Origin of the sequence: Neisseria sicca (assembly GCF_017753665.1) — a bacterium.
GTDB lineage: Bacteria > Pseudomonadota > Gammaproteobacteria > Burkholderiales > Neisseriaceae > Neisseria > Neisseria flava.
The window spans coordinates 1,696,711-1,717,181 of record NZ_CP072524.1 but is presented as its reverse complement, the minus strand read 5'-3'; the positions used below and the strand labels follow the sequence as shown (position 1 = coordinate 1,717,181).

At 51.9% G+C, this 20,471-nt stretch carries 17 protein-coding genes, 1 tRNA gene and 2 pseudogenes; 14 read left to right on the top strand and 6 right to left on the bottom strand.

All coding sequences use genetic code 11. The features are described 5' to 3' along the window. Window positions 1-140: 140 nt before the first annotated feature. Window positions 141-1,055 carry a MetQ/NlpA family ABC transporter substrate-binding protein gene (locus J7445_RS08040; protein WP_209282949.1) on the top strand — a complete coding sequence of 305 codons (915 nt, stop codon included), beginning with the start codon at window positions 141-143 and terminating at the stop codon, window positions 1,053-1,055. Window positions 1,056-1,270: 215 nt separating this feature from the next. Here J7445_RS08040 and J7445_RS12565 read toward each other — a convergent pair. Then, window positions 1,271-1,379, bottom strand: a pseudogene (locus J7445_RS12565) (IS5/IS1182 family transposase); the annotation flags it as partial. 247 nt (window positions 1,380-1,626) lie between these two features. Beyond that, window positions 1,627-2,484, bottom strand: coding sequence for a c-type cytochrome (locus J7445_RS08035; RefSeq protein ID WP_019269847.1), 858 nt, complete (start codon window positions 2,482-2,484; stop codon window positions 1,627-1,629). A gap of 286 nt (window positions 2,485-2,770) precedes the next feature. On the opposite strand from J7445_RS08035, the gene J7445_RS08030 reads away from it, so the two are divergent. Then, window positions 2,771-2,846: transfer RNA gene (locus J7445_RS08030), tRNA-Arg, on the top strand. A gap of 105 nt (window positions 2,847-2,951) precedes the next feature. Here the strand turns inward: J7445_RS08030 and J7445_RS08025 are convergent. Then, the gene (locus J7445_RS08025; RefSeq protein ID WP_209282948.1) at window positions 2,952-4,145 is read right to left on the bottom strand and encodes an amino acid aminotransferase; all 1,194 of its coding nucleotides are present in this window, start codon (window positions 4,143-4,145) and stop codon (window positions 2,952-2,954) included. Between the two features lie 145 nt (window positions 4,146-4,290). Between J7445_RS08025 and folP the strand changes: the two genes are divergently transcribed. From folP to apaG, 9 genes and pseudogenes are all read left to right on the top strand, one after another. Next, window positions 4,291-5,145 (top strand): dihydropteroate synthase, encoded by an 855-nt coding sequence (folP, locus tag J7445_RS08020; protein WP_209282947.1) that lies wholly within the window; start codon window positions 4,291-4,293, stop codon window positions 5,143-5,145. 57 nt (window positions 5,146-5,202) lie between these two features. Next, window positions 5,203-5,440: pseudogene (locus J7445_RS12560) on the top strand (hypothetical protein); the annotation flags it as partial. Window positions 5,441-5,589: 149 nt separating this feature from the next. Further along, a complete protein-coding gene (gene glmM, locus J7445_RS08015) occupies window positions 5,590-6,927 on the top strand; it encodes a phosphoglucosamine mutase (RefSeq protein ID WP_107824734.1) in 1,338 nt (445 codons plus the stop codon). Between the two features lie 311 nt (window positions 6,928-7,238). Continuing rightward, window positions 7,239-7,922, top strand: coding sequence for a DedA family protein (locus J7445_RS08010; RefSeq protein ID WP_070539802.1), 684 nt, complete (start codon window positions 7,239-7,241; stop codon window positions 7,920-7,922). Between the two features lie 292 nt (window positions 7,923-8,214). After that, window positions 8,215-9,207: an asparaginase gene (locus J7445_RS08005; RefSeq protein WP_209282946.1), complete on the top strand. Its 993-nt coding sequence runs from the start codon at window positions 8,215-8,217 to the stop codon at window positions 9,205-9,207. Window positions 9,208-9,212: 5 nt separating this feature from the next. Next, window positions 9,213-10,004 carry a TatD family hydrolase gene (locus tag J7445_RS08000; RefSeq protein WP_209283368.1) on the top strand — a complete coding sequence of 264 codons (792 nt, stop codon included), beginning with the start codon at window positions 9,213-9,215 and terminating at the stop codon, window positions 10,002-10,004. A 150-nt stretch (window positions 10,005-10,154) separates the two neighbouring features. Further along, the gene (thiL, locus tag J7445_RS07995; protein WP_019269852.1) at window positions 10,155-11,111 is read left to right on the top strand and encodes a thiamine-phosphate kinase; all 957 of its coding nucleotides are present in this window, start codon (window positions 10,155-10,157) and stop codon (window positions 11,109-11,111) included. Then, window positions 11,104-11,592: a phosphatidylglycerophosphatase A family protein gene (locus J7445_RS07990; RefSeq protein ID WP_209282945.1), complete on the top strand. Its 489-nt coding sequence runs from the start codon at window positions 11,104-11,106 to the stop codon at window positions 11,590-11,592. The genes thiL and J7445_RS07990 overlap by 8 nt, the downstream gene beginning before the upstream one ends. A 104-nt stretch (window positions 11,593-11,696) precedes the next feature. After that, window positions 11,697-12,065: a Co2+/Mg2+ efflux protein ApaG gene (gene apaG / locus J7445_RS07985; RefSeq protein WP_003743457.1), complete on the top strand. Its 369-nt coding sequence runs from the start codon at window positions 11,697-11,699 to the stop codon at window positions 12,063-12,065. A 149-nt stretch (window positions 12,066-12,214) separates the two neighbouring features. Here apaG and J7445_RS07980 read toward each other — a convergent pair whose 3' ends face one another. Continuing rightward, on the bottom strand, window positions 12,215-13,180 hold the full coding sequence (locus J7445_RS07980; RefSeq protein ID WP_209282944.1) for an IS30 family transposase: 966 nt from the start codon (window positions 13,178-13,180) through the stop codon (window positions 12,215-12,217). A gap of 390 nt (window positions 13,181-13,570) precedes the next feature. Between J7445_RS07980 and J7445_RS07975 the strand changes: the two genes are divergently transcribed. After that, window positions 13,571-14,962 carry an alanine/glycine:cation symporter family protein gene (locus tag J7445_RS07975; RefSeq protein ID WP_101810802.1) on the top strand — a complete coding sequence of 464 codons (1,392 nt, stop codon included), beginning with the start codon at window positions 13,571-13,573 and terminating at the stop codon, window positions 14,960-14,962. A gap of 75 nt (window positions 14,963-15,037) precedes the next feature. Here J7445_RS07975 and J7445_RS07970 read toward each other — a convergent pair whose 3' ends face one another. Together J7445_RS07970 and J7445_RS07965 are read right to left on the bottom strand one after the other, a co-directional pair. Further along, entirely contained in the window at window positions 15,038-16,537 is a 1,500-nt protein-coding gene (locus J7445_RS07970; RefSeq protein WP_209282943.1) for a subtype B tannase, read from the bottom strand. A 123-nt stretch (window positions 16,538-16,660) separates the two neighbouring features. Continuing rightward, on the bottom strand, window positions 16,661-17,455 hold the full coding sequence (locus tag J7445_RS07965; protein ID WP_209282942.1) for a formate/nitrite transporter family protein: 795 nt from the start codon (window positions 17,453-17,455) through the stop codon (window positions 16,661-16,663). A gap of 346 nt (window positions 17,456-17,801) precedes the next feature. Here J7445_RS07965 and J7445_RS07960 point away from each other — a divergent pair, with 346 nt between their 5' ends. Together J7445_RS07960 and parE are read left to right on the top strand one after the other, a co-directional pair. Next, a complete protein-coding gene (locus J7445_RS07960; protein ID WP_003743450.1) occupies window positions 17,802-18,326 on the top strand; it encodes an RNA pyrophosphohydrolase in 525 nt (174 codons plus the stop codon). 69 nt (window positions 18,327-18,395) lie between these two features. Next, entirely contained in the window at window positions 18,396-20,381 is a 1,986-nt protein-coding gene (parE, locus tag J7445_RS07955) for a DNA topoisomerase IV subunit B (RefSeq protein WP_209282941.1), read from the top strand. Window positions 20,382-20,471: the final 90 nt, after the last annotated feature.

Here is a 20,471-nt window from a genome sequence, read left to right as displayed (position 1 = left end):
AATATACTGTGGTAATAATAAGAATCAACAGAAAAACCTGCAAAAAACACCCTGAGTTTTACCAAATAGATTTAAAATTCTCGTTTTTTGACGGCAGAGGTCGTCTGAAAACTGTTTCAATGAATTATCAGGAGTAAGATATGCAAGTAAATACTTTTTTTAAAACCCTTTCTGCTGCTACGCTTGCTGTAATGCTTGCAGCTTGTGGTGGGCAGAAAGATAGCGCACCTGCCGCATCCTCCGCATCACCGGTTGCCGATAATGGCACGGCGAAAAAAGAGATCGTCTTTGGTACAACCGTTGGCGACTTTGGCGACATGGTCAAAGATCAAATCCAACCTGAGTTGGAGAAAAAAGGCTATACCGTCAAACTGGTTGAGTTTACCGATTACGTCCGTCCTAACCTCGCTTTGGCTGAAGGTGAACTGGATATCAACATTTTTCAACACAAGCCTTATTTGGACGACTTCAAAAAAGAACACAAATTAGATATTACTGAAACTTTCCAAGTGCCGACTGCGCCTTTGGGTCTGTATCCGGGTAAATTGAAATCTTTGGATGAAGTTAAAGACGGCAGCAGCGTTTCTGCGCCTAACGACCCGTCCAACTTTGCCCGTGCATTGGTAATGTTGAACGAATTGGGCTGGGTTAAGTTGAAAGACGGCGTTAATCCGCTGACTGCTTCCAAAGCCGACATCGCTGAAAATCCGAAAAACATCAAAATCGTAGAACTAGAAGCCGCACAACTGCCACGCAGCCGCGCTGACGTTGATTTCGCCATCGTTAACGGCAACTATGCCATGAGCAGTGGTATGAAGCTGACCGAAGCCCTGTTTCAAGAGCCGAGCTTTGCCTACGTCAACTGGGCAGCAGTCAAAACCGCTGACAAAGACAGCCAATGGCTCAAAGATGTAACCGAAGCCTATAATTCCGACGAGTTCAAAGCCTACGCTCACAAACGCTTCGAAGGTTATAAATATCCTGCTGCATGGGGTGAGAATGCAGCCACTGGTGCAAAAACCGAAGCAGCGTCTACTGCTTCAGCGGCAAAATAAGCTATAAGCTAAAAAACAAAAAAGGTCGTCTGAAAACCAACATTGGTTTTCAGACGACCTTTTTAATTGGAATTCTTGCCGCAAATCGGTATGAATTGAAATTCAAGCCTGCCCCCTATCTTGTAAGTGGAGGAGTGGTGAAATAGGGAATGATGATGAAGGTGTTGTTTGCGGCAATTTTGTCATTTGGGAGATCAGGCTTCAGCACTGATTTTTAAGTATAGTGGATTAAATTTAAACCAGTACGGCGTTGCCTTGCTGTACTATTTGTACTGTCTGCGGCTTCGTCGCCTTGTCCTGATTTAAATTTAATCCACTATATCTGCACAATGCGGGCTATAGAGCAGCTTGGATTTCGCATAACTTTGTTGCTGTAACGGTAATCTTGCACTTTTCCTGTTTCGGTAGGGAAAGTTAGAGTATGGCTTGTATGCAAGTATAAAAATCTTAGAGTTGCCATCTGCTTTCTGTTTGTCTCTTGTTAAGCGGAAGCAGGTGGTATAGCCAATAAAAACGCACCTTGTTTGAAGGTGCGTTTTTGATGGAGCATTTATGGCGTTTTCTGAATGAATCAGAATTTAGCGCCTGATTGGTTAGCCATGTAGTTGACCGCTGCTTTGATTTCGTCGTCGCTCAGACCGGCATTGCCGCCTTTGGCAGGCATGGCGTTGAAGCCTTCGAGCGCGTGTTTGTACAGGGTCTCTTTACCTTGTTTGATACGCGGAGCCCAGTCTTCTTTTTTGCCGACATGGGGAACGCCGGGGATGGCGCCGCCGTGACACGCTTTACAGTTGGCTTCGTAAACTTTTTGACCGTCTGCACCGCCGGCTGCAGGAGCGGCTGCGCCTTTGTCTTCGGCTTTAGGTGCGTCGGCTGCGGGAGCAGAGCCGGCAGCGACCGGTGCGGATGCGGCTGCATCGCCTGAAGCTGCTTGATCTGCAGGTGCTGCGGCATCGGGATCAGGGAAGTTGCCACCGCTCTTGTTCGCCATGTAAGTGATGACGCGTTTGAGTTCCTGGTCGGTCAAATCGGCTGCGCCGCCTTTGGCAGGCATGGCGTTAAAGCCGTTCAGAGCGTGTTGGAACAGCGTGTCGAAACCTTGTGCGATACGGGGAGCCCAATTGCCGTTGTTTTCGATTTTAGGTGCGTTGGGGACGGAGCTGTCCGCACCGTGACATTGGATACAGATTTTGTTGAAAATCTGATCGCCTTTGCGTTCGCCTACCGGAATGCCATCGCCCAAGGCGAGTTGTCCTACGGGTTGGATACGGGTTTGGGTGGCGGCTTCGGACGATTGGTTAACGTCTGCGAACGAGCCGCTGCCCGCCAATTTAATGAGGAAGTAAATGACTGCAATAGCAATGATGATACCGCTCACAAGGGTGAACAATGCAGAGCCTTGGGCTTTTGAGTCGCGGAGTTGTTTCATTTGGTAGGCCTCGCCGTTAGGTTAGGTTGTGCTTTGAGTTATAGTTTGGTGTGTTAAACGCAGTTAACAATATTTTGCTGGATTATACTGAATTCACAGGGGCTTTCCAATCGCTCTTGTGGAAAATATACGCAAAGGCGGCAGTTTTTTGCCATTTGTTAAGGGGTGGATTGGTTATGTTGTTGATTATTTGCGGGGAATTTTCTGCGAATTTGTCTTGTTTGCGCCATCCTGCATAATAGGCTTTGCCAACAGGCGGGATTTGCGTTAATCTTACGCCTTCCCTGCACCCATAGCTCAGTTGGAAGAGTGTCAGTTTCCGAAGCTGGAGGTCACAGGTTCGATCCCTGTTGGGTGCGCCAATTATAGAGAGGCCGTCTGAAAGATGAAAATTTTTCGGGCGGCCTTTTGATTTACTTCAAATAAAACTACATCGGGTTTCAGACGACCTGTTTGTTTTTTGAGTTTTATTTCAACACTTCGGCAAACGCATCGGCGACATAGGCGATATTCGAGGCATTCAGTCCGGCGACGCACATCCTACCCGAATTCAGCAGGTAAACGGCAAATTCGTCGCGCAACCTGCGGACTTGTTCCACGCTCAATCCTGTGTAGCTGAACATGCCGCGCTGTTTGATGAAATAAGTGAAATCGCGGTCGGGAATTTGGGCGGTCAAGACGTCGTAAAGCTTCTGCCGCATGGCACGGATTCGATCGCGCATGACATAGACTTCGTTTTGCCACAAGGCGTAAAGTTCGGGATTGTTCATTACGTCGGCGGCGATATAGGCGCCGTGTGCGGGCGGGCTGGAATAGATGCGGCGGACGGTGAATTTGAGTTGTCCGAACACCAATTCCGCTTCTTCTTTATTCGGGCAAACCACGCTCAGGCCGCCGACGCGCTCGCCGTAGAGCGACAGGTTTTTCGAGAAGGAATTGCTGACGAACAGCGGCAATTCCATTTCCACCGCTTTGCGGATGGCGTAGGCATCGCTGTCCAAATCGCCGCCGAAGCCTTGGTAGGCAATGTCCATAAACGGAATCAGTTTGCGCGTTTTGATGATGTGCAATACTTCGTCCCATTGCTGTTCGGACATATCCACGCCGGTCGGGTTGTGGCAGCAGGGGTGTAGGATTAAGACGCTGTTTTCGGGCAGGGTGTTGAAAAACGCGGTCATTTCGTCGAATTTCACGTCGACGGTGGCAGGGTCGTAATAAGGATAAGTACCGACCTCGAAACCTGCGCCTTCAAAGATACCTCGATGGTTGTCCCAAGTCGGATCGCTGACGTAGGCGCGCGCTGCGGGGAACCAGCGGTGCAGGAAATCCGCGCCGACTTTGAGTGCGCCCGAGCCGCCTAGTGTTTGTACGGTAACGATGCGTCCTTGCGCGAACGCAGGGTTGTCTTTGCCGAACAATAAATGCTGCACCGCGCTGCGGTAAGTGTTCAAGCCTTCCATCGGCAGATAGGGCGATGGCGCAGGTGTGGCGGCGCGGGCAGTCTCGGCACGGTTCACGGATTCCAACACGGGCATTTTGCCTTCGTCGTCGAAATAAATGCCTATGCTCAAATTGACTTTTTCGGGGCGTGGGTCGTTTTTGAAGGTTTCGACCAAACTCAAAATCGGGTCGCCGGGGTAGTATTCGACGTGTTGGTACATGATGCTTCCTTTGTCAGGCGGATTAGGACGGTAAACCTGATTTTGGCATTAAACGGCAGGATTTGTAAAACGGGGTCGTCTGAAAGCTGCATGATGTTTTCAGACGACCTATAATTTCGTCTTCATTATTTTACGGAACACCATCATGACCACGCGCATCTGGCAGGTAGGCAGGTTTGAAATTGGTTTGGACAAACCGAAAATCATGGGTATCGTCAACTTGACGCCCGATTCGTTTTCCGATGGCGGCGTGTATTCGCAAAACGCCCAAACAGCCTTGGCACACGCCGAACAGCTTTTAAAAGAAGGCGCAGACATTCTCGACATCGGCGGCGAATCGACGCGGCCGGGTGCGGATTATGTTTCGCCTGAAGAAGAATGGGCGCGGGTTGCGCCTGTGTTGGCGGAAGTGGCAGGGTGGGGTGTTCCCATCAGTTTGGACACGCGCCGCACGGTGATTATGGAAAAAGCGTTGGCGCTCGGCGGCGTCGATATTATTAATGATGTGGCAGCGTTGACTGATGAGGGCGCGGTCGAATTGCTGGCGAGTCAGGCGGATACGGGCATTTGCCTGATGCACATGCAGGGTTTGCCCGAAACCATGCAGATTAATCCGAAATATCAGGATGTTGTCGGTGAGGTGGCGCGGTATTTGAAAGCGCGCGCAGCAGAATGCATCGCGGCGGGCATCGCCCCGCAACGCATCATACTCGACCCCGGCTTCGGCTTCGGCAAAACCTTGCAACACAATATCGCGCTGATGCGGCATTTGCCCGAATTGATGGTGGAAACGGGTTTCCCACTGCTCATCGGCGTATCGCGCAAACGCATGATAGGCGAGCTGACCGGTGAGGCAGACGCGGCGGAACGCGTACACGGCAGCGTGGCGGCGGCGTTGGCGTCCGTAGCGCGCGGCGCGCAAATTGTGCGGGTGCATGATGTGAAGGCGACGGCGGATGCGTTGAAGGTGTGGGACGCCTTAGGCATTACCGGCATTTAATGGCTTCTGTTTTGGAAGTAAAAAAACACTTTGAAAATGAAATGTCGACAGCCTCTGAAATATAGTGGATTAAATTTAAATCAGGACAAGGCGACGAAGCCGCAGACAGTACAGATAGTACGGAACCGATTCACTTGGTGCTTCAGCACCTTAGAGAATCGTTCTCTTTGAGCTAAGGCGAGGCAACGCCGTACTGGTTTAAAGTTAATCCACTATAGTGATAAAGAGGTCGTCTGAAAACAAGTTTGGCGGTTTCAGACGACCCTTTTGTTTAATCCGGTTAACTTGTTTCGGGTTTTGATAAGATAAGAAACTATACCGCTCAGGCTCAATCTAATGACGCTAAACATAAATCCCAACAGTTTTACATAAAATCCCCCTATACTGCCCGTTATGACATTTACGGGTAACCCCATTCTAAAAACATCCTCACGGAGTAAACTCATGGCAAAAAAATATTTCGGCACGGACGGCGTGCGCGGCGAAGTCGGTCAATTTCCGATTACCCCCGATTTCGTATTGAAACTCGGTTATGCGGCGGGGCAGGTGTTGGTGCAGCATGACGGCGGGCAGAAGCCGACCGTCCTTATCGGCAAAGACACGCGCATTTCCGGCTATATGCTCGAAGCCGCGCTGGTGGCAGGTTTTACCGCCGCGGGTGTCAACGTCATCCAAACCGGCCCGCTGCCTACGCCGGGTGTGGCTTATCTGACCCGCGCGCTGCGTTTGTCCGCCGGCGTGATGATTTCCGCGTCGCACAACGTCTATTCCGACAACGGCATCAAATTCTTTGCCGAAGGCGGCGTGAAACTGAGCGATGAAATTGAGTTGGAAATCGAAGCCAAAATCGACGAGGAAATGAAAACCCAGCCGTCCGCCCGCCTCGGACGCGCCCGCCGTATCAACGGCGCAGACGACCGTTACATCGAATTTTGCAAATCCACCTTTCCCAGCCATTTGGATTTGCGCGGTCTGAAATTGGTGGTCGATACCGCACATGGCGCAGGCTATGACGTTGCGCCCAAAGTATTCCACGAACTCGGCGCGCAAGTCGTCAGCATCGGCGACGAACCCAATGGCTACAATATCAACGAAAAATGCGGCGCGACCCATCCCAAAGCCTTGCAGGCCGCTGTATTGCAGAACGAAGCCGACTACGGCATTGCGCTGGACGGCGACGGCGACCGTCTGATGATGGTTGACCGCAACGGCAAAGTGTACGACGGCGACAGCCTGATTTACGTCATCGCCAAAGCCCGTGCCCGCGAAGGCATCAACATCGGCGGCGTGGTCGGCACGGTCATGACCAATATGGCAATGGAAATCGCCCTGAAAGAGCAGGGCGTCGATTTCTGCCGCGCCAAAGTCGGCGACCGCTATGTATTGGAACAACTGAACCACCGCGGCTGGCTCATCGGAGGCGAAGCCAGCGGCCATATTTTGTGTATGGACAAACACAACACCGGCGACGGCATCATCTCCGCGCTGCAAGTTTTGGCGGCACTGCAAATCCTGAACCAAGACCTTGCCACCGTTTGTGCCGACTGGCAGCCGTATCCGCAAACCATGATCAACGTGCGCATCCAAAAAGGTCAGAAATGGCAGGAAGCCTCGAAAGACGTATTGGCTGAAGTGGAAAAAGAACTCGAAGGCAAAGGCCGCGTCGTGTTGCGCGCATCGGGTACCGAACCGGTCGTGCGCGTCATGGTCGAAGCGCGTCAGGCGGACTGGGCGAAAAAGGGTGCGGAACGCATCGCGGCAGCCATCACCGGCAAGCAGTAATGCCGTCAAAAAATCAATCAGGTTTTTAGCAAACCTTGGAACTGCCGTCGTTTCCACGCAAGCGGGAACGGCGGTACAGTGGATTGATTTTAAATCAGGGCAAGGCGGGGGAACGCCATGCCGGTTTAAGGTTAATCCATTTTGATTGTGTTTTTTAGGATTCGAGGTCGTCTGAAACACATCAATTCATATTGTTCACACCTATTTTCATAACCTTCCTTGTTATTTCTTTCAGACGACCCTATCTTTGGTAAAATACGACATTCAGTTCAAATGAATTTCCCCTCCACATTACAACCGACGGATACGCCATGTTTGCCTTTTTAGAAGCCTTTTTTGTCCAATACGGCTACGCAGCCGTGTTTTTCGTTTTGGTCATCTGCGGCTTTGGCGTACCGATTCCCGAAGATTTGACGCTGGTGACAGGCGGCGTGATTTCCGGTTTGGGGTACACCAATTCGCATTGGATGGTTGTCGTCGGTATGCTCGGCGTGTTGGCAGGCGACGGATTTATGTTTGTCGCCGGACGCGTGTGGGGACAGAAAATTCTCAAGTTCAAACCCATTGCCCGCGTGATGACGCCGAAGCGTTACGCGCAGGTGCAGGAAAAATTCGACAAATACGGCAACTGGGTATTGTTCGTCGCCCGCTTCCTGCCCGGTTTGCGTACCGCCGTTTTCGTGACCGCAGGCATCAGCCGCAAAGTTTCCTATACCCGCTTCATCCTGATGGATGGGCTTGCCGCGTTGATTTCCGTGCCGGTGTGGATTTATTTGGGCGAATACGGCGCGAACAACATCGATTGGCTGATGGCAAAAATGCGCAGCCTGCAATCCGGCATCTTCGTTGTTTTGGGCGTATTGGCATTGGTGTTGGCATGGTTCTGGTGGAAAAAACGCCAACGCCTTCAGTTCTACCGTACCAAGTTGAGCGAAAAGCGAGCGGAGCGCAAAGCCGCCAAGGCAGCCAAAAAAGCCGCGCAAAGCGAACGATAAAATCAAGCACCCTAAAGAGGCTGCCGATATTTAATAGTTTCCGTGTTTTTTATCCAAAGCGGTATCTTCCGCGTTGGAAATTCTCGCAAGGTCTCTGACCTTGTTGCGGCTTCCGTCCTGAGTCTCACGCTTCGTGAATAAAAATCTACTTGGAAAATTAAATATCGACAGTCTCAGGGTGCTTTTTCATTTCAAGGTTGTCTGAAAACCGTCCGCGCCGCCAAATTGCCAGCCTGTCCGAAATATAGTTAAATAAGCCGCATCATTATTTTCAGACGACCCGATGATGCCCATGAAACAAAAAATCTTCGTCCTCTACACAGGCGGCACCATAGGCATGACCCAAAGCAGCGAAGGTCTGCGCCCCGATACCGCGCTGGTCAGCCAAGCCCTTTCCCCTTTTTCAGACGACCTCGACTTCGAGTGGCACGTCTGCAATCCTTTGATTGATTCCGCCTCCGTTACCCTGCAACACTGGCGCGACTGGCTGGACATCATCGCCGCCAAACTGCCTTCCTGCGACGGCATCCTGATATTGCACGGCACAGACAGCATGGCGTACACCGCCAACCTCCTCGCGCTCTCCCTGCAAGGTTTGGGCAAACCCATCGTCCTGACCGGCTCCCAATGGCCTTACGCAGCCGAAAACAGCGATGCCCCGCGCAACCTCTCCACCGCCGTCGCCGCCTTTAGCCTCAAGCTCAAACAAACCGTCATTGCCTTTGACGGTAAACTGTATCCCGCCGTCGGCAGCAGCAAAGTCAGCACCGAAACCGCCGCAGGCTTCGACAATCCGCATTTCGGTGCCATCGCCGAATGGGATGAAACACAAGGCTGGCACAATCTCCGTATGCCCTCCCAAGATGCGGCGAATGTTTCAGACGACCTCAAAATCCGCTATCCCGACCCGCAGGCAAAAATCGCCGTCCGCACGCTTATCCCCGGCTTTGCCGTCCAAGAACTTGCGGACGGACTCGGACAGCTTCCTGCCCAAGCCCTTATCCTGCAAAGCTACGGACACGGCAACACACCCGCAGACGAAGGCTTCATCCGCGCCGTCCGAGACTTCACGCAGCAAGGCAAACTGCTGCTCAACATCAGCCAAGTCCAACAAGGCAGAACCGCCGCCGTTTACGCGCAAGGCAACGCGTTCCGCAACTCGGGCATCATCAACGGCGGCAAATGCAACCTCGAAACCGCCACCGCGCTCATGACCCTCGCCGTATCACAAGGCTGGGGGGTGGAAGATGTTCACAAAGAATTGGTAAGACTAAAATTAGTGTGAAATCGATGAACCTCACCGACACCCATTGTCACCTTGCCGATCCCGCCCTGCGCGAAAACCTGCCGCACATCCTGACCGCCGCGCGGAAGGCGGGGGTAGGGCGGTTTATCGTTCCCGCGACCCGGCCGCAGGATTGGCAGGACGTGGCGGATTTGGTGCAAAGGTCGTCTGAAAACCCGCTTTGGGGCAACATCCATATCGCGCTCGGCATCCATCCTTGGTTTTCAGACGACGTTTCCGAGCCAGATTTCCAGCGTTTGGAACAAGCATTGCAAGCGCGTCCGACGGCATGGGTCGGCGAAATCGGCTTGGATTTTTACGACAAAACCCAAACGCCGTCGCAGCGAGAACGGCAAATCCAAGTCTTCAGCCGCCAGCTTGCCATCGCACAAACCCTGCGCCGCCGCGTGATTATCCATAATCTCAAAGCCACCGCCGCCATCTCCGCCGCCGTCAGGAAGACAGGTTTTGTCCAAGGCGGCATCGTTCATGCCTTCTCCGGCAGCGCGGAAGAAGCGCGCATGTTGACGAAATTAGGTTTCAAAATCGGCATCGGTTCGCTGTTGCTCAACCCGAACGCACGAAAAATACGCGAAACCCTCAAAACCTTGAATGACACCGATTTCGTCTTGGAAACCGACAGCCCGTTTATGCTGAAAAACGAAATCAACACGCCCGCCAACATCCGCCAAATCGCCGCCATCGCCGCTGAAATTCGCGGCGTTGCCGTTGAAGAGATAGCCGAAGCGACCGAGCGGAATGTGGAAATGTTGCTGGCAACAGAAAAGGTCGTCTGAAAACGTTCCGTCTTATCGAAATCGTGTTTTCAGACGACCTTTGGTTGTGAATTTTTGTGATAATGCAACGAACACCGCTATTTATAAAAGAGATGTCTTGCCGGACAGTTTCCTGTAATGTAAACGAGTTGACAATTTTTTACACTAAATATGACAGAATTTGACTTTATTAGACAGTTTTTGAAAAAACAGCAGGCGGAAGGTTTGGTGTTGGGTATCGGGGACGATGCAGCTATTATCCGTCCAAGTATCGGATTTGATTTGTGTTTTAGTTCCGATATGTTGATTAAGGACAAACATTTTTTTTCAGATGTTTCTCCTGAAGATTTGGCATGGAAAATGCTTGCAGTTAACATATCCGATATGGCGGCGATGGGTGCCGTTCCAAAATGGGTTCTGCTCAGTGCGGGATTGCCCGATTTGGACGAAGAATGGCTGACGCGGTTTTGCGAAAGTTTTTTCTCGCTGGCACAACGTTTCGGCATCACGCTTATCGGCGGCGATACGACCAAAGGTGATTTGGTATTCAACATTACCATCGTCGGCGAACTACCCCAAGGGCAAGCCCTGCGGCGCGATGCGGCGCAAGAAGGGGATGATATTTGGGTGTCCGGGCAAATCGGTATGGCTGCGGCAGCATTAAACCATCGTCTGAAAAACTGCACCCTGCCGCCGGAAGTCTTCGGACTTTGCGAAGATAAACTCCTCAGACCGGAGCCAAGAGTAGATTTGGGTTTGGCACTTTTGCCGCTTGCCCATGCCGCCCAAGATATTTCGGACGGGCTGGCGCAGGATTTGGGGCACATTTTGACCGCGTCGTCTTTGGGGGCGGAAATTTCGACAGATGTGTTGCCGGTTCCCGATGAATTGAGAACATCGCTGTCTGAAGAACAATGGACGGCTTTCGCCTTATCGGGCGGCGACGATTACGAATTGGTATTTACCGCTTCCACAGACCGTCGCAGTGAAATCCTTGCCGCAGCAGCGCAATGCGGTGTGGCAGTAACAAGGATAGGGAAAACAAACAACTCAGGCCGTCTGAAAATAAAGGATAAAAAAGGCGGCGAATTATTGCTTACTTCACGGGGGTTCGATCATTTTGTCTGAATTTAAACCTACTTTCACATGGCTCAAAGAGCGTCCTTTATGCTTCTTGGGCTTTGGTTTTGGCAGCGGTCTTTCTCCCGTTGCTCCGGGAACAGCCGGTACTTTGGCGGCTTTGCCTTTGGCATTTGTCCTTCATTTGATCGGAATCGGCGGCTGGGTTTTGGCATTGTTGTGTATCGCCATGTTTGTTTGGGGAATCCGCATTTGCGGTTATACCGAAAAAGAACTGGGCATACAGGATTACGGAGGTATCGTTTGGGATGAAATCGTAGCAATGATTTTGGTTTTGTCTTTCGTGCCTTTCCGGTGGAACTGGTGGCTTGCGGCTTTTATCGTGTTCCGACTGTTCGACATGCTCAAGCCTTGGCCGATTAAATGGTTCGACAGCCGCATCCACGGCGGGCTGGGCATTATGCTTGATGACCTGATCGCCGCACTGATGACCGGTCTGGTATTAGGGCTGGCATCTTGGATTTTTTAAACACACACAATTAAATATATGACTGCCGATAAAAAAATATAAGGCAGGCACACTTTCACTCACTTTTAAATAAAAATAGAACCGCATCATCACGGGGAAGCAAAATGAATAATATAGAAATCAGTGTAAAGCCGCGTTATATCGCCGGACAAAGCGATGTTTATCGTGATCGCTATGCTTTTAATTATCAAATCACCATCTGCAACCGCAGTAATGAAGTTATCACATTGCGCCAGCGGTTTTGGGAAGTTACCGACGGGCACGGGGAAATCGGGCAGGTCGGACACGGCGGTTTGATCGAAGAGCAGCCTGTCCTGTATCCGGGTGAGGAATACGAGTACAACAGCGGCTCGCAAATCAGCACGCCTTGGGGCAGTATCGAAGGTGCATACGAGTTTGAAGACAGTATCGGCGAGCGTTTTATCATCGGCGTGCCGAAGCTGGATTTCAAAGCAGGCTTTACCCTGCAATAAAATACCCGAAAACAATACAAAGCGGGAATTCAAGGTCGTCTGAAAGAAATAAGGGGCTTTCAGACGACCTTTTTTGCCTGTTGGTTTAAATATTGAGTTGTTGTTTTTAACGGCAAGAAGGTTCTTGGATTCGGATTTCAAGTGCAACACTATGGTACTAGTGGTTTGAACAGATTCAAGAATAAAACACTTGGCGTTTCGTAGCCAAGTGTTTTTCTTGGCTGGTGGTTCAACTCATCTTGAACTCTGCGTATCTCCCGATCACTGATGTTCCGAAAATCGGTTTGTTTGGGGAAATATTGGCGTATGAGTCCGTTTGTGTTTTCATTCAGCTCTTTCTCCCAAGAATGGTAGGGGCGGCAAAAATAAGTCTCCGCTTTCAATGCCTTGGTTATTTTGGTGTGTTGGTAAAATTCTTTGCCATTATCCATGGTGATGGTGTGCACTCTGGCTTTATGTGCCCTTAATACCCTAATGGCTGCCAGGGCAGTGTCTTCGGCTTTGAGGCTATCCAATTTGCAGATGATGGTGTAGCGGGTAACGCGTTCGACCAAGGTCAGTAATGCGCTTTTCTGATCTTTGCCGATGATGGTGTCGGCTTCCCAATCTCCGATGCGGGATTTTTGGTCGACGATGGCGGGTCGGTTTTCTATGCCGACGCGGTTGGGCACTTTGCCTCTGGTCCATGTGCTGCCGTAGCGTTTGCGATAGGGTTTGCTGCATATTCTGAGATGTTGCCACAAAGTGCCGCCGTTGCTTTTGTCTTGACGGAGGTAGCGGTAAACGGTGCTGTGGTGGAGCGTGATTTGGTGGTGTTTGCGCAGGTAGGCGCATACTTGTTCGGGACTGAGTTTGCGGCGGATAAGGGTGTCGATGTGTTGAATCAGCTGCGAATCGAGCTTATAGGGCTTTCGCTTACGCTGTTTGATAATCCGGCTTTGCCGCTGTGCTTTTTCGGCACTGTATTGCTGTCCTTGGGTGCGGTGCCGTCTGATTTCGCGACTGATGGTGCTTTTGTGGCGGTTAAGCTGTTTGGCGATTTCGGTAACGGTGCAGTGGCGGGACAGGTATTGGATGTGATATCGTTCGTCTTGGGTCAGTTGCGTGTAGCTCATGGCAATCTTTCTTGCAGGAAAGGCCGTATGCTACCGCATACTGGCCTTTTTCTGTTAGGGAAAGTTGCACTTCAAATGCGAATCCGCCGTTGTCTGAAATTTATCGTGAATTGAAATGGAAGGCTCTATCTTTTTAAATTTGTGCAGAGAGGAGGATAGGTATTTTAAGTATATGATGTTTATTGGTTTTTTGTAATGCTGAAATACGGATTTCCATTTGCGCAGACTGATGTCAGACGGGTATTTTTATTTTAATGTTCTCTGCATTGAGATCCGACGTGATGAGTTTAGATTTATGGAGAAAATAAGGAGCATATCATCAGACCGTTGCGTTTTTTAACGCTTTATGCTGAAATGACCGAACACTAAAAACACAATGAGGAGAAAACCATGCAATTATTTTTGGAGAATTTAAAAGCGTTTTTTGAAACAGTCAGCGGCTGGGTCTGGGGACCTGTTATGCTGGTGTTGTTGGTCGGAACGGGCGTTTTGTTGACCGTTATGCTCAAAGGCCTGCAATTTTCTATGCTCGGTTACGCGCTCAAGCAGGCGTTTATGCCGCAGAAAACAAAGGATGACGGCGAAGACCACGAAGGCGATATTTCCCATTTCGCCGCTTTGATGACCGCCCTGTCCGCCACCATCGGTACAGGCAACATTGCCGGTGTGGCGACCGCCGTGGTTACCGGTGGTCCGGGTGCGGTATTTTGGATGTGGATGACTGCCATTTTCGGTATGGCGACCAAATACGCCGAGGGCGTGTTGGCGGTGAAATACCGCGTGACCAACTCCAAAGGCGAGATGTCCGGCGGGCCGATGTATTACATCGAAAAAGGCTTGGGCAAAAACTGGAAATGGATGGCATTGGCGTTTGCTTTATTCGGCACATTCGCTTCGTTCGGTATCGGCAGTTCGGTACAGTCCAACTCGGTTGCGCAGGCCGTTCAGACGAGCTTCGGCGTAGAACCGGGTTATACCGGCGTCGTCCTGACCATTTTGACCGCTATCGTCGTTTTGGGCGGTATTAAAGGTATCGCTAAAGCTGCTTCGTTTATCGTACCTGCGATGGCGGTGTTTTACGTTTTAGGCGGCATTGCCATTATTGCTGTAAATTCGGACTTACTGGCACCCGCTGTCAAGCTGATTTTCTCTGATGCGTTCAGCGCGCAGGCTGTGGCAGGCGGCGCAATCGGAACGGTGATCCGCTACGGCGTGGCGCGCGGCGTGTTTTCTAACGAGGCGGGTATGGGTTCCGCACCGATTGCCGCCGCGGCTGCGAAAACCGATCATCCCGTCCGTCAGGCATTGGTTTCTATGACCGGGACGTTTTTGGACACCATCGTCGTCTGCTCGATTACAGGGATTGTATTGGTGATGGGTTTGCTCGGTGCGGGCGGTGAGTTCGTCAAACCGGAATTGAGCGGCGCGGCGCTGACTACCGTTACCTTCCAAAAAATGCTACCAGGCTTTGGCGGCTGGATCGTTACCATCGGTTTGATTTTCTTTGCCTATTCGACCATTTTGGGCTGGTGTTACTACGGTGAGAAATGTGCGGCATATGTATTCGGCGAAAAATCTGCGAATCTCTACCGTGTCGTTTACGTTGCCTCGGTCATGCTGGGAACTGTCTTGAGCCTCGATTTGGTATGGCTTGCTTCTGATACGTTTAACGGATTGATGGCTTTGCCCAACTTAATCGCTCTCTTACTGATGGCGAAAGTAATTGTCAGAGAAACGCAGGATTTCAAACAGAAAATCCGCAGCGGTGAATTGCCTCATTAATTTGAATGAAACAAAAGGTCGTCTGAAAACCAAGATTCTGGTTTTCAGACGACCTTTTTATTTGTCTGATGGGCATTATTTCGCAGGGCTGCTGCTGACTTGCTTCATCCAGGCAAACAGTTCGTCCAAGTCATAATCGCCGCCGTGTCGGACATCCCAAGGCAGGGCGTAATCGACGGTGTAGCCGTTGTTTTGCAGCTTGGCGGCTAATATGGCGGAGACTGCCAGCGAGGTATCGCGGTCGTTGGTGCCGACGCGGATGCGCCAGTTTTGCGGCAGGTTCGCGCCCGGTTTGCCGATGTAGTTGAGCGGGTTCATGATTTTGACGGTTTCTTCGTCCGCGATTTCGGCGTTGGCGGCGGTGTTGTGTTGCATGGAGAACGCGGTGAAGTGGCGTTTATCGACGGTATCGGTGCCGAAGAGTTGGTTTTCGCCCGCGCTCAAATCTACGCCGTCAAAGGCGGGCGGTGTTTTTTGCCGTCCGGCGGCTTTGGCGTAGGCATCGAAATCGACGGAGACGACTTTGCCGTTGCGGACGGTCAGCCATTTGCGGTCGCTTAGGTCTTTGCTCGCGTCAAGCTGGATTTGGGCGGATTGGGCGAGCAGGCCGGCAATATGGTTTTTAAAGCTGCCGTTGCCTTGGGCATCCAGCGTCAGTGGTTTGCCTTCGGGGGATTTCAGGTTCAGGCTGTTGAGATAGGCGGGGTACAGCGGTTTGAGGAGGTCGGACAGTTTTTTCTCGTCATCGGTCAGCGTGCCGGCGACCAGCTCGCGTTTGACGCGGTAGTCGAGCATGGAAATATTCATTTTTTTATAGTCGTTAATGCCGTTGAACTGCCATTCGTAAGCCATATCGGCATGGTCCAAATCGGTAATCGGGCAGTAGGCGGATACGGCGAAAACCTTGTCGCTGCCGTCTGCCGCACCCAATGCTTTCAGATATTTTTCGTAATCTTTTTGGTCGGCTGTCGCGCCTAAGAGGGCGGACATCGCGCCGCCCGCGCTTGTGCCGTTGGAAATGATTTTTTCGGCATCGCCGGGCATGGCTTTGTCGTTGGCTTTCAGATAGCGGACGGCGGCTTTCAAATCGACAATGGCGGCAGGTGCTTTACCGGTAGATTCCGTTCTGCCGCGTGCGCCCGGGGAGGCAACGACATAGCCTTTAGAAAGGGCGGTCAGCGCGGCGTTCGGTGATTTTTGGCCGTCTTCAGGTTCGCCGCGTTTACCTTCCAAAGCAGGTTTGCCCGGTTCGGCAGGCATATAGCCGCCGATTTGGTTGGGCAGGAAAATCGGTGCGGTTTCGGCGGTAAAACCGTCTATCTCGCCACCGTTGTAATAGGCTTCGGGGACGTAAATATTGATGATTTCGTAGCGGGTGTCGACAGGATTGCGGACGTAAACCACGTTTTCGTAAGCGCGGAATTTAACCGCCTGACCATTCACTTCGATGCTTTGTTCGGTGTATTTCTGTTTGGAAAAGTCCAAGTCGTAGGTTTTGGCGGTTTGGACGTTGGCGCAGGCGTTTAAGCCCAGCGCGACGGAAACGGATAACAGGGTTTTGTTCAGCGTATTCATGATGTACTTTCTGATCTGAAAGGGTGGAGTGGGATAATAACCTAAGACAAAGGTCGTCTGAAAACGTTTTATCCTGTTTTCAGACGACCTTTGCATTTCTAAGTCTTTTCAATACCAATCTATTCAAGACTCGGCACAATCTTTCAGCGTATCTTTATAAGTATAAAGGTACGACGCGCCGACAAATGATGCCCCGCCAAAGGTATTTCCTAAAAATACGGGAATCATGTTGAAGAAAAACTGCCCCCATGTAATATCTGCGCCCGCCAAAATACCGGCGGGGATGACGAACATATTGGCGACAAGGTGTTGGAAACCGTTTAATACGAAAATCATCACGGGAAACCAAATCGCCAACATCCGCCCTGCCGTATGCTTGGCGGCAAAGTGCAGCCAAGCGCCCATACACACCATCCAGTTACACGCGACCGCCGAGACGAAAGCCCTGCCGAAATCCATATGGACTTTGGCTTCCGCCACCGCAATCGTTTTTTCCGCCACGCTGCCTTCGGTCATGCCGACATAGTGTCCGAGGAAAAAAGCCATCGCCAGCGTTCCTACTAAATTGCTCAGACACACGACGACCCAGTTGCGCAGCAGCATTTTTGTGGAAATCCGCCCTGCCAAACGTCCCAAAGACATAATCATCATATTGCTCGTTACCAGCTCGCCGCCGCCGAGCAGGATGCAGATCAAGGCGATGGGGAACATCGATGCGCCGAGCAAAGTCGCCAAGCCGCCCCATTCGTGCGGAATGCCGCTGACCACTTTCAAATAGGCAAGATAACCGAAGCCGATGTATCCGCCCGCCAAAACGCTCAAAACTGCCAGCGTGGAAACGCTGGATTGTGCCTTGGCACAGCTTTTATCGAGGACGACCTGTAAAATTTCCTGTGGGTATAAATCGCGCGAAGCCATGATTTTCCTTAAAGTGGATTGAGGTGGGAACGCCGTTTCTTAAGACGGCAAAACTGTCGCGGTAGGGCAGTGTCGGGGGATGCCGGTGTACGGTCTTATCGGATAAAAAATAATAGTGTATTAAACCTAAAATGCGGACGCGCCGCCTTGCTTTGGCTCAAAAGAAAGATTATTACATGAGGGGTAATTGAGATAAGGCAGGAAGTATATATGTTTCAGATGCGTTTGAAGGAACCTGCCGTATCTGGTTTCAAATGCCCGCCGATACGGTCTCCCGATTTGTCAAACCCGCCCGATTTATGGGAAAATCGCATGATTTAATTTTAATTTAACGAAGGGCGACACCGTGTTAGATAGAGAAGGCTATCGCCCCAATGTCGGTATCATCTTAATCAACAACCGCAACGAAGTCTTTTGGGGCAAGCGTGTGCGCGAACATTCGTGGCAGTTCCCGCAAGGCGGCATCAAGCCGGGCGAAAGTCCCGAAACCGCCATGTACCGCGAGCTGTACGAAGAAGTCGGACTGCTGCCGCAACACATCAAAATCGTCGGCCGCACGCGCGACTGGCTGCGTTACGACGTGCCGAGCCACTGGGTACGCCGCGAATGGCGCGGTTCGTATCGCGGGCAGAAGCAGATTTGGTATCTTTTGCGGCTGGTCGGGCGCGACAGCGACATCAATCTGCGCGCCTGCCACCATCCCGAATTTGACGGCTGGCGTTGGCACCAATATTGGGCTCCCGTTGACGAAGTGATTGATTTTAAACGCGACGTTTACTTGGGGGCATTAAAAGAACTCTCCTCCCGCTTCCTGCGCGGCATGGAAAGCTACGAAGACTTTACCGCGCGCCTGCCTTTTGACAACCGATAAAACAACGAAACGCAACGCTTTCAGGTCGTCTGAAAGCGTTGTTCTTCCTTTCAGACGACCTCTTTCCCTATGACTAAAAACAACCAATACAGCGAATCCAGCATCACCGTCCTCAAAGGCTTGGAGCCGGTCAAAGAACGTCCCGGCATGTACACCCGCACCGACAGCCCGACCCACATCTGCCAAGAAGTCATCGACAACGCGGCGGACGAGGCGTTGGGCGGTTTCGCCACTGAAATCGACGTGCGCATCCACGACGACGGTTCGCTTTCCGTACACGACAACGGGCGCGGCATTCCCGTCGGGCTGCACCCTGTCGAAGGCGTACCCGTGGTCGAACTCGTGTTTACCCGTCTGCATGCGGGCGGCAAGTTCAACAAAAAAGACGGCGGCAGCGCGTATGCCTTTTCAGGCGGTCTGCACGGCGTGGGCGTGTCCGTGACCAACGCCCTCTCCACCCGTCTTGAGGTAACCGTCAAACGCGAAGGCAAAATCCACCGCATCGTGTTTGCCGGCGGCGACGTGGTCGAACCGTTGGCGGAAGTGGGCAAATGCGCCGTCAAAGACAGCGGCACCGAAGTGCGCGTCTGGCCGGACAGCAAATATTTTGAAAGCCCGAATTACAGCATTCCCGAACTCGAACGTCTGCTGCGCGCCAAAGCCGTGCTGCTGCCGGGCGTGCGCGTTTCCCTGACCCGCCCGGTCAAAGGCGAAGACGAAGCGCACACCCAAACCTGGCACTACCCCGACGGTCTGAAAAGCTATCTGACCGACCTGATTGCCGACGCGCAGGAAGCCGTGCCGCTGTTCTCCTGCGAAAACTACATTTCAGACGACCACAACGACGATTTCAGCATCGGCGAAGGTGCCGCGTTTGCCCTGACCTGGCTGGAAGAAGGCTCGTGCGCCAACGAAAGCTACGTCAACCTCATCCCCACCCCGCTGGGCGGCACGCACGAAGCAGGCTTGAAACAAGCCGTGTTCAACGCCGTCAACAACTTCATCAATCTGCACAACCTCCTACCGCGCGGCGTGAAAGTACAAAGCGACGACGTGTTCAGCAAAACCGCCTTCGTCCTCTCCGCCCGCATCCTCGACCCGCAGTTCCAAGGTCAGACCAAAGACAAACTGACCAACCGCGACGCGTTGAAACTCGTTGCCGCCGTATCGGGCGACCCTTTGGAATTGTGGCTGAACCAAAACGTGGACTTCGGCAAAAAAATCGCCGAACTCGCCATCCGTCAGGCACAGGCGCGGATGCGTTCGGTTAAAAAAATCGAAAAGAAAAAAGGCAGCGGCGTCGCCGTCCTGCCCGGCAAACTGACCGACTGCGAAAGCGAAGACATCCGCGAAAACGAACTCTTCCTCGTCGAAGGCGATTCCGCCGGCGGCTCCGCCAAACTCGCCCGCGATAAAGCCACCCAAGCCATCCTGCCCCTGCGCGGCAAAGTGCTCAACAGCTTCGAAGTCCACCCCGACCAACTCTTCGGCAACGCCGAAATCCACGACATTTCCGTCGCCATCGGCGTCGATCCGCACGGCATCAACGACAATCCCGATTTAAGCGGCCTACGCTACGGCAAAATCGCCATCCTATCCGATGCCGACGTGGACGGCTCGCATATTCAAGTTTTGCTGCTGACCCTGTTCTACCGCCACTTCCCGAAACTGGTCGCCGACGGACACATCTACGTCGCCCAGCCGCCGCTGTTCCGCGTCGACGTCAACGCACAAGGCAAAAGCAAACCCGCCCGCAAATTCTACGCCCTCGACCAAAACGAACTCGACAGCATTTTGGAGCGGCTGCAAAAAGAAGGCGTCAAAGAAACCGCCTATTCCATCAGCCGCTTCAAAGGCTTGGGCGAGATGAACCCCGACCAGCTCAAAGACACCACCATGCACCCCGACACCCGCCGCCTGTTGCAGGTACAAATCCCCGAAGGCGCGGATGACGAAACACGCAACATCTTCGTCAAACTGATGGGAAAAGGCGAAGCCGCCGCCCGCCGCGCATGGATGGAGCGCGAAGGCGATACGGCGGAATTGGATATTTGATGCTATTCGTTTGAAAAGCGAAAGGTCGTCTGAAAACAGATTTAGGTTTTCAGACGACCTTTTCTCAAATATCTTTAGATTGTTTGATGG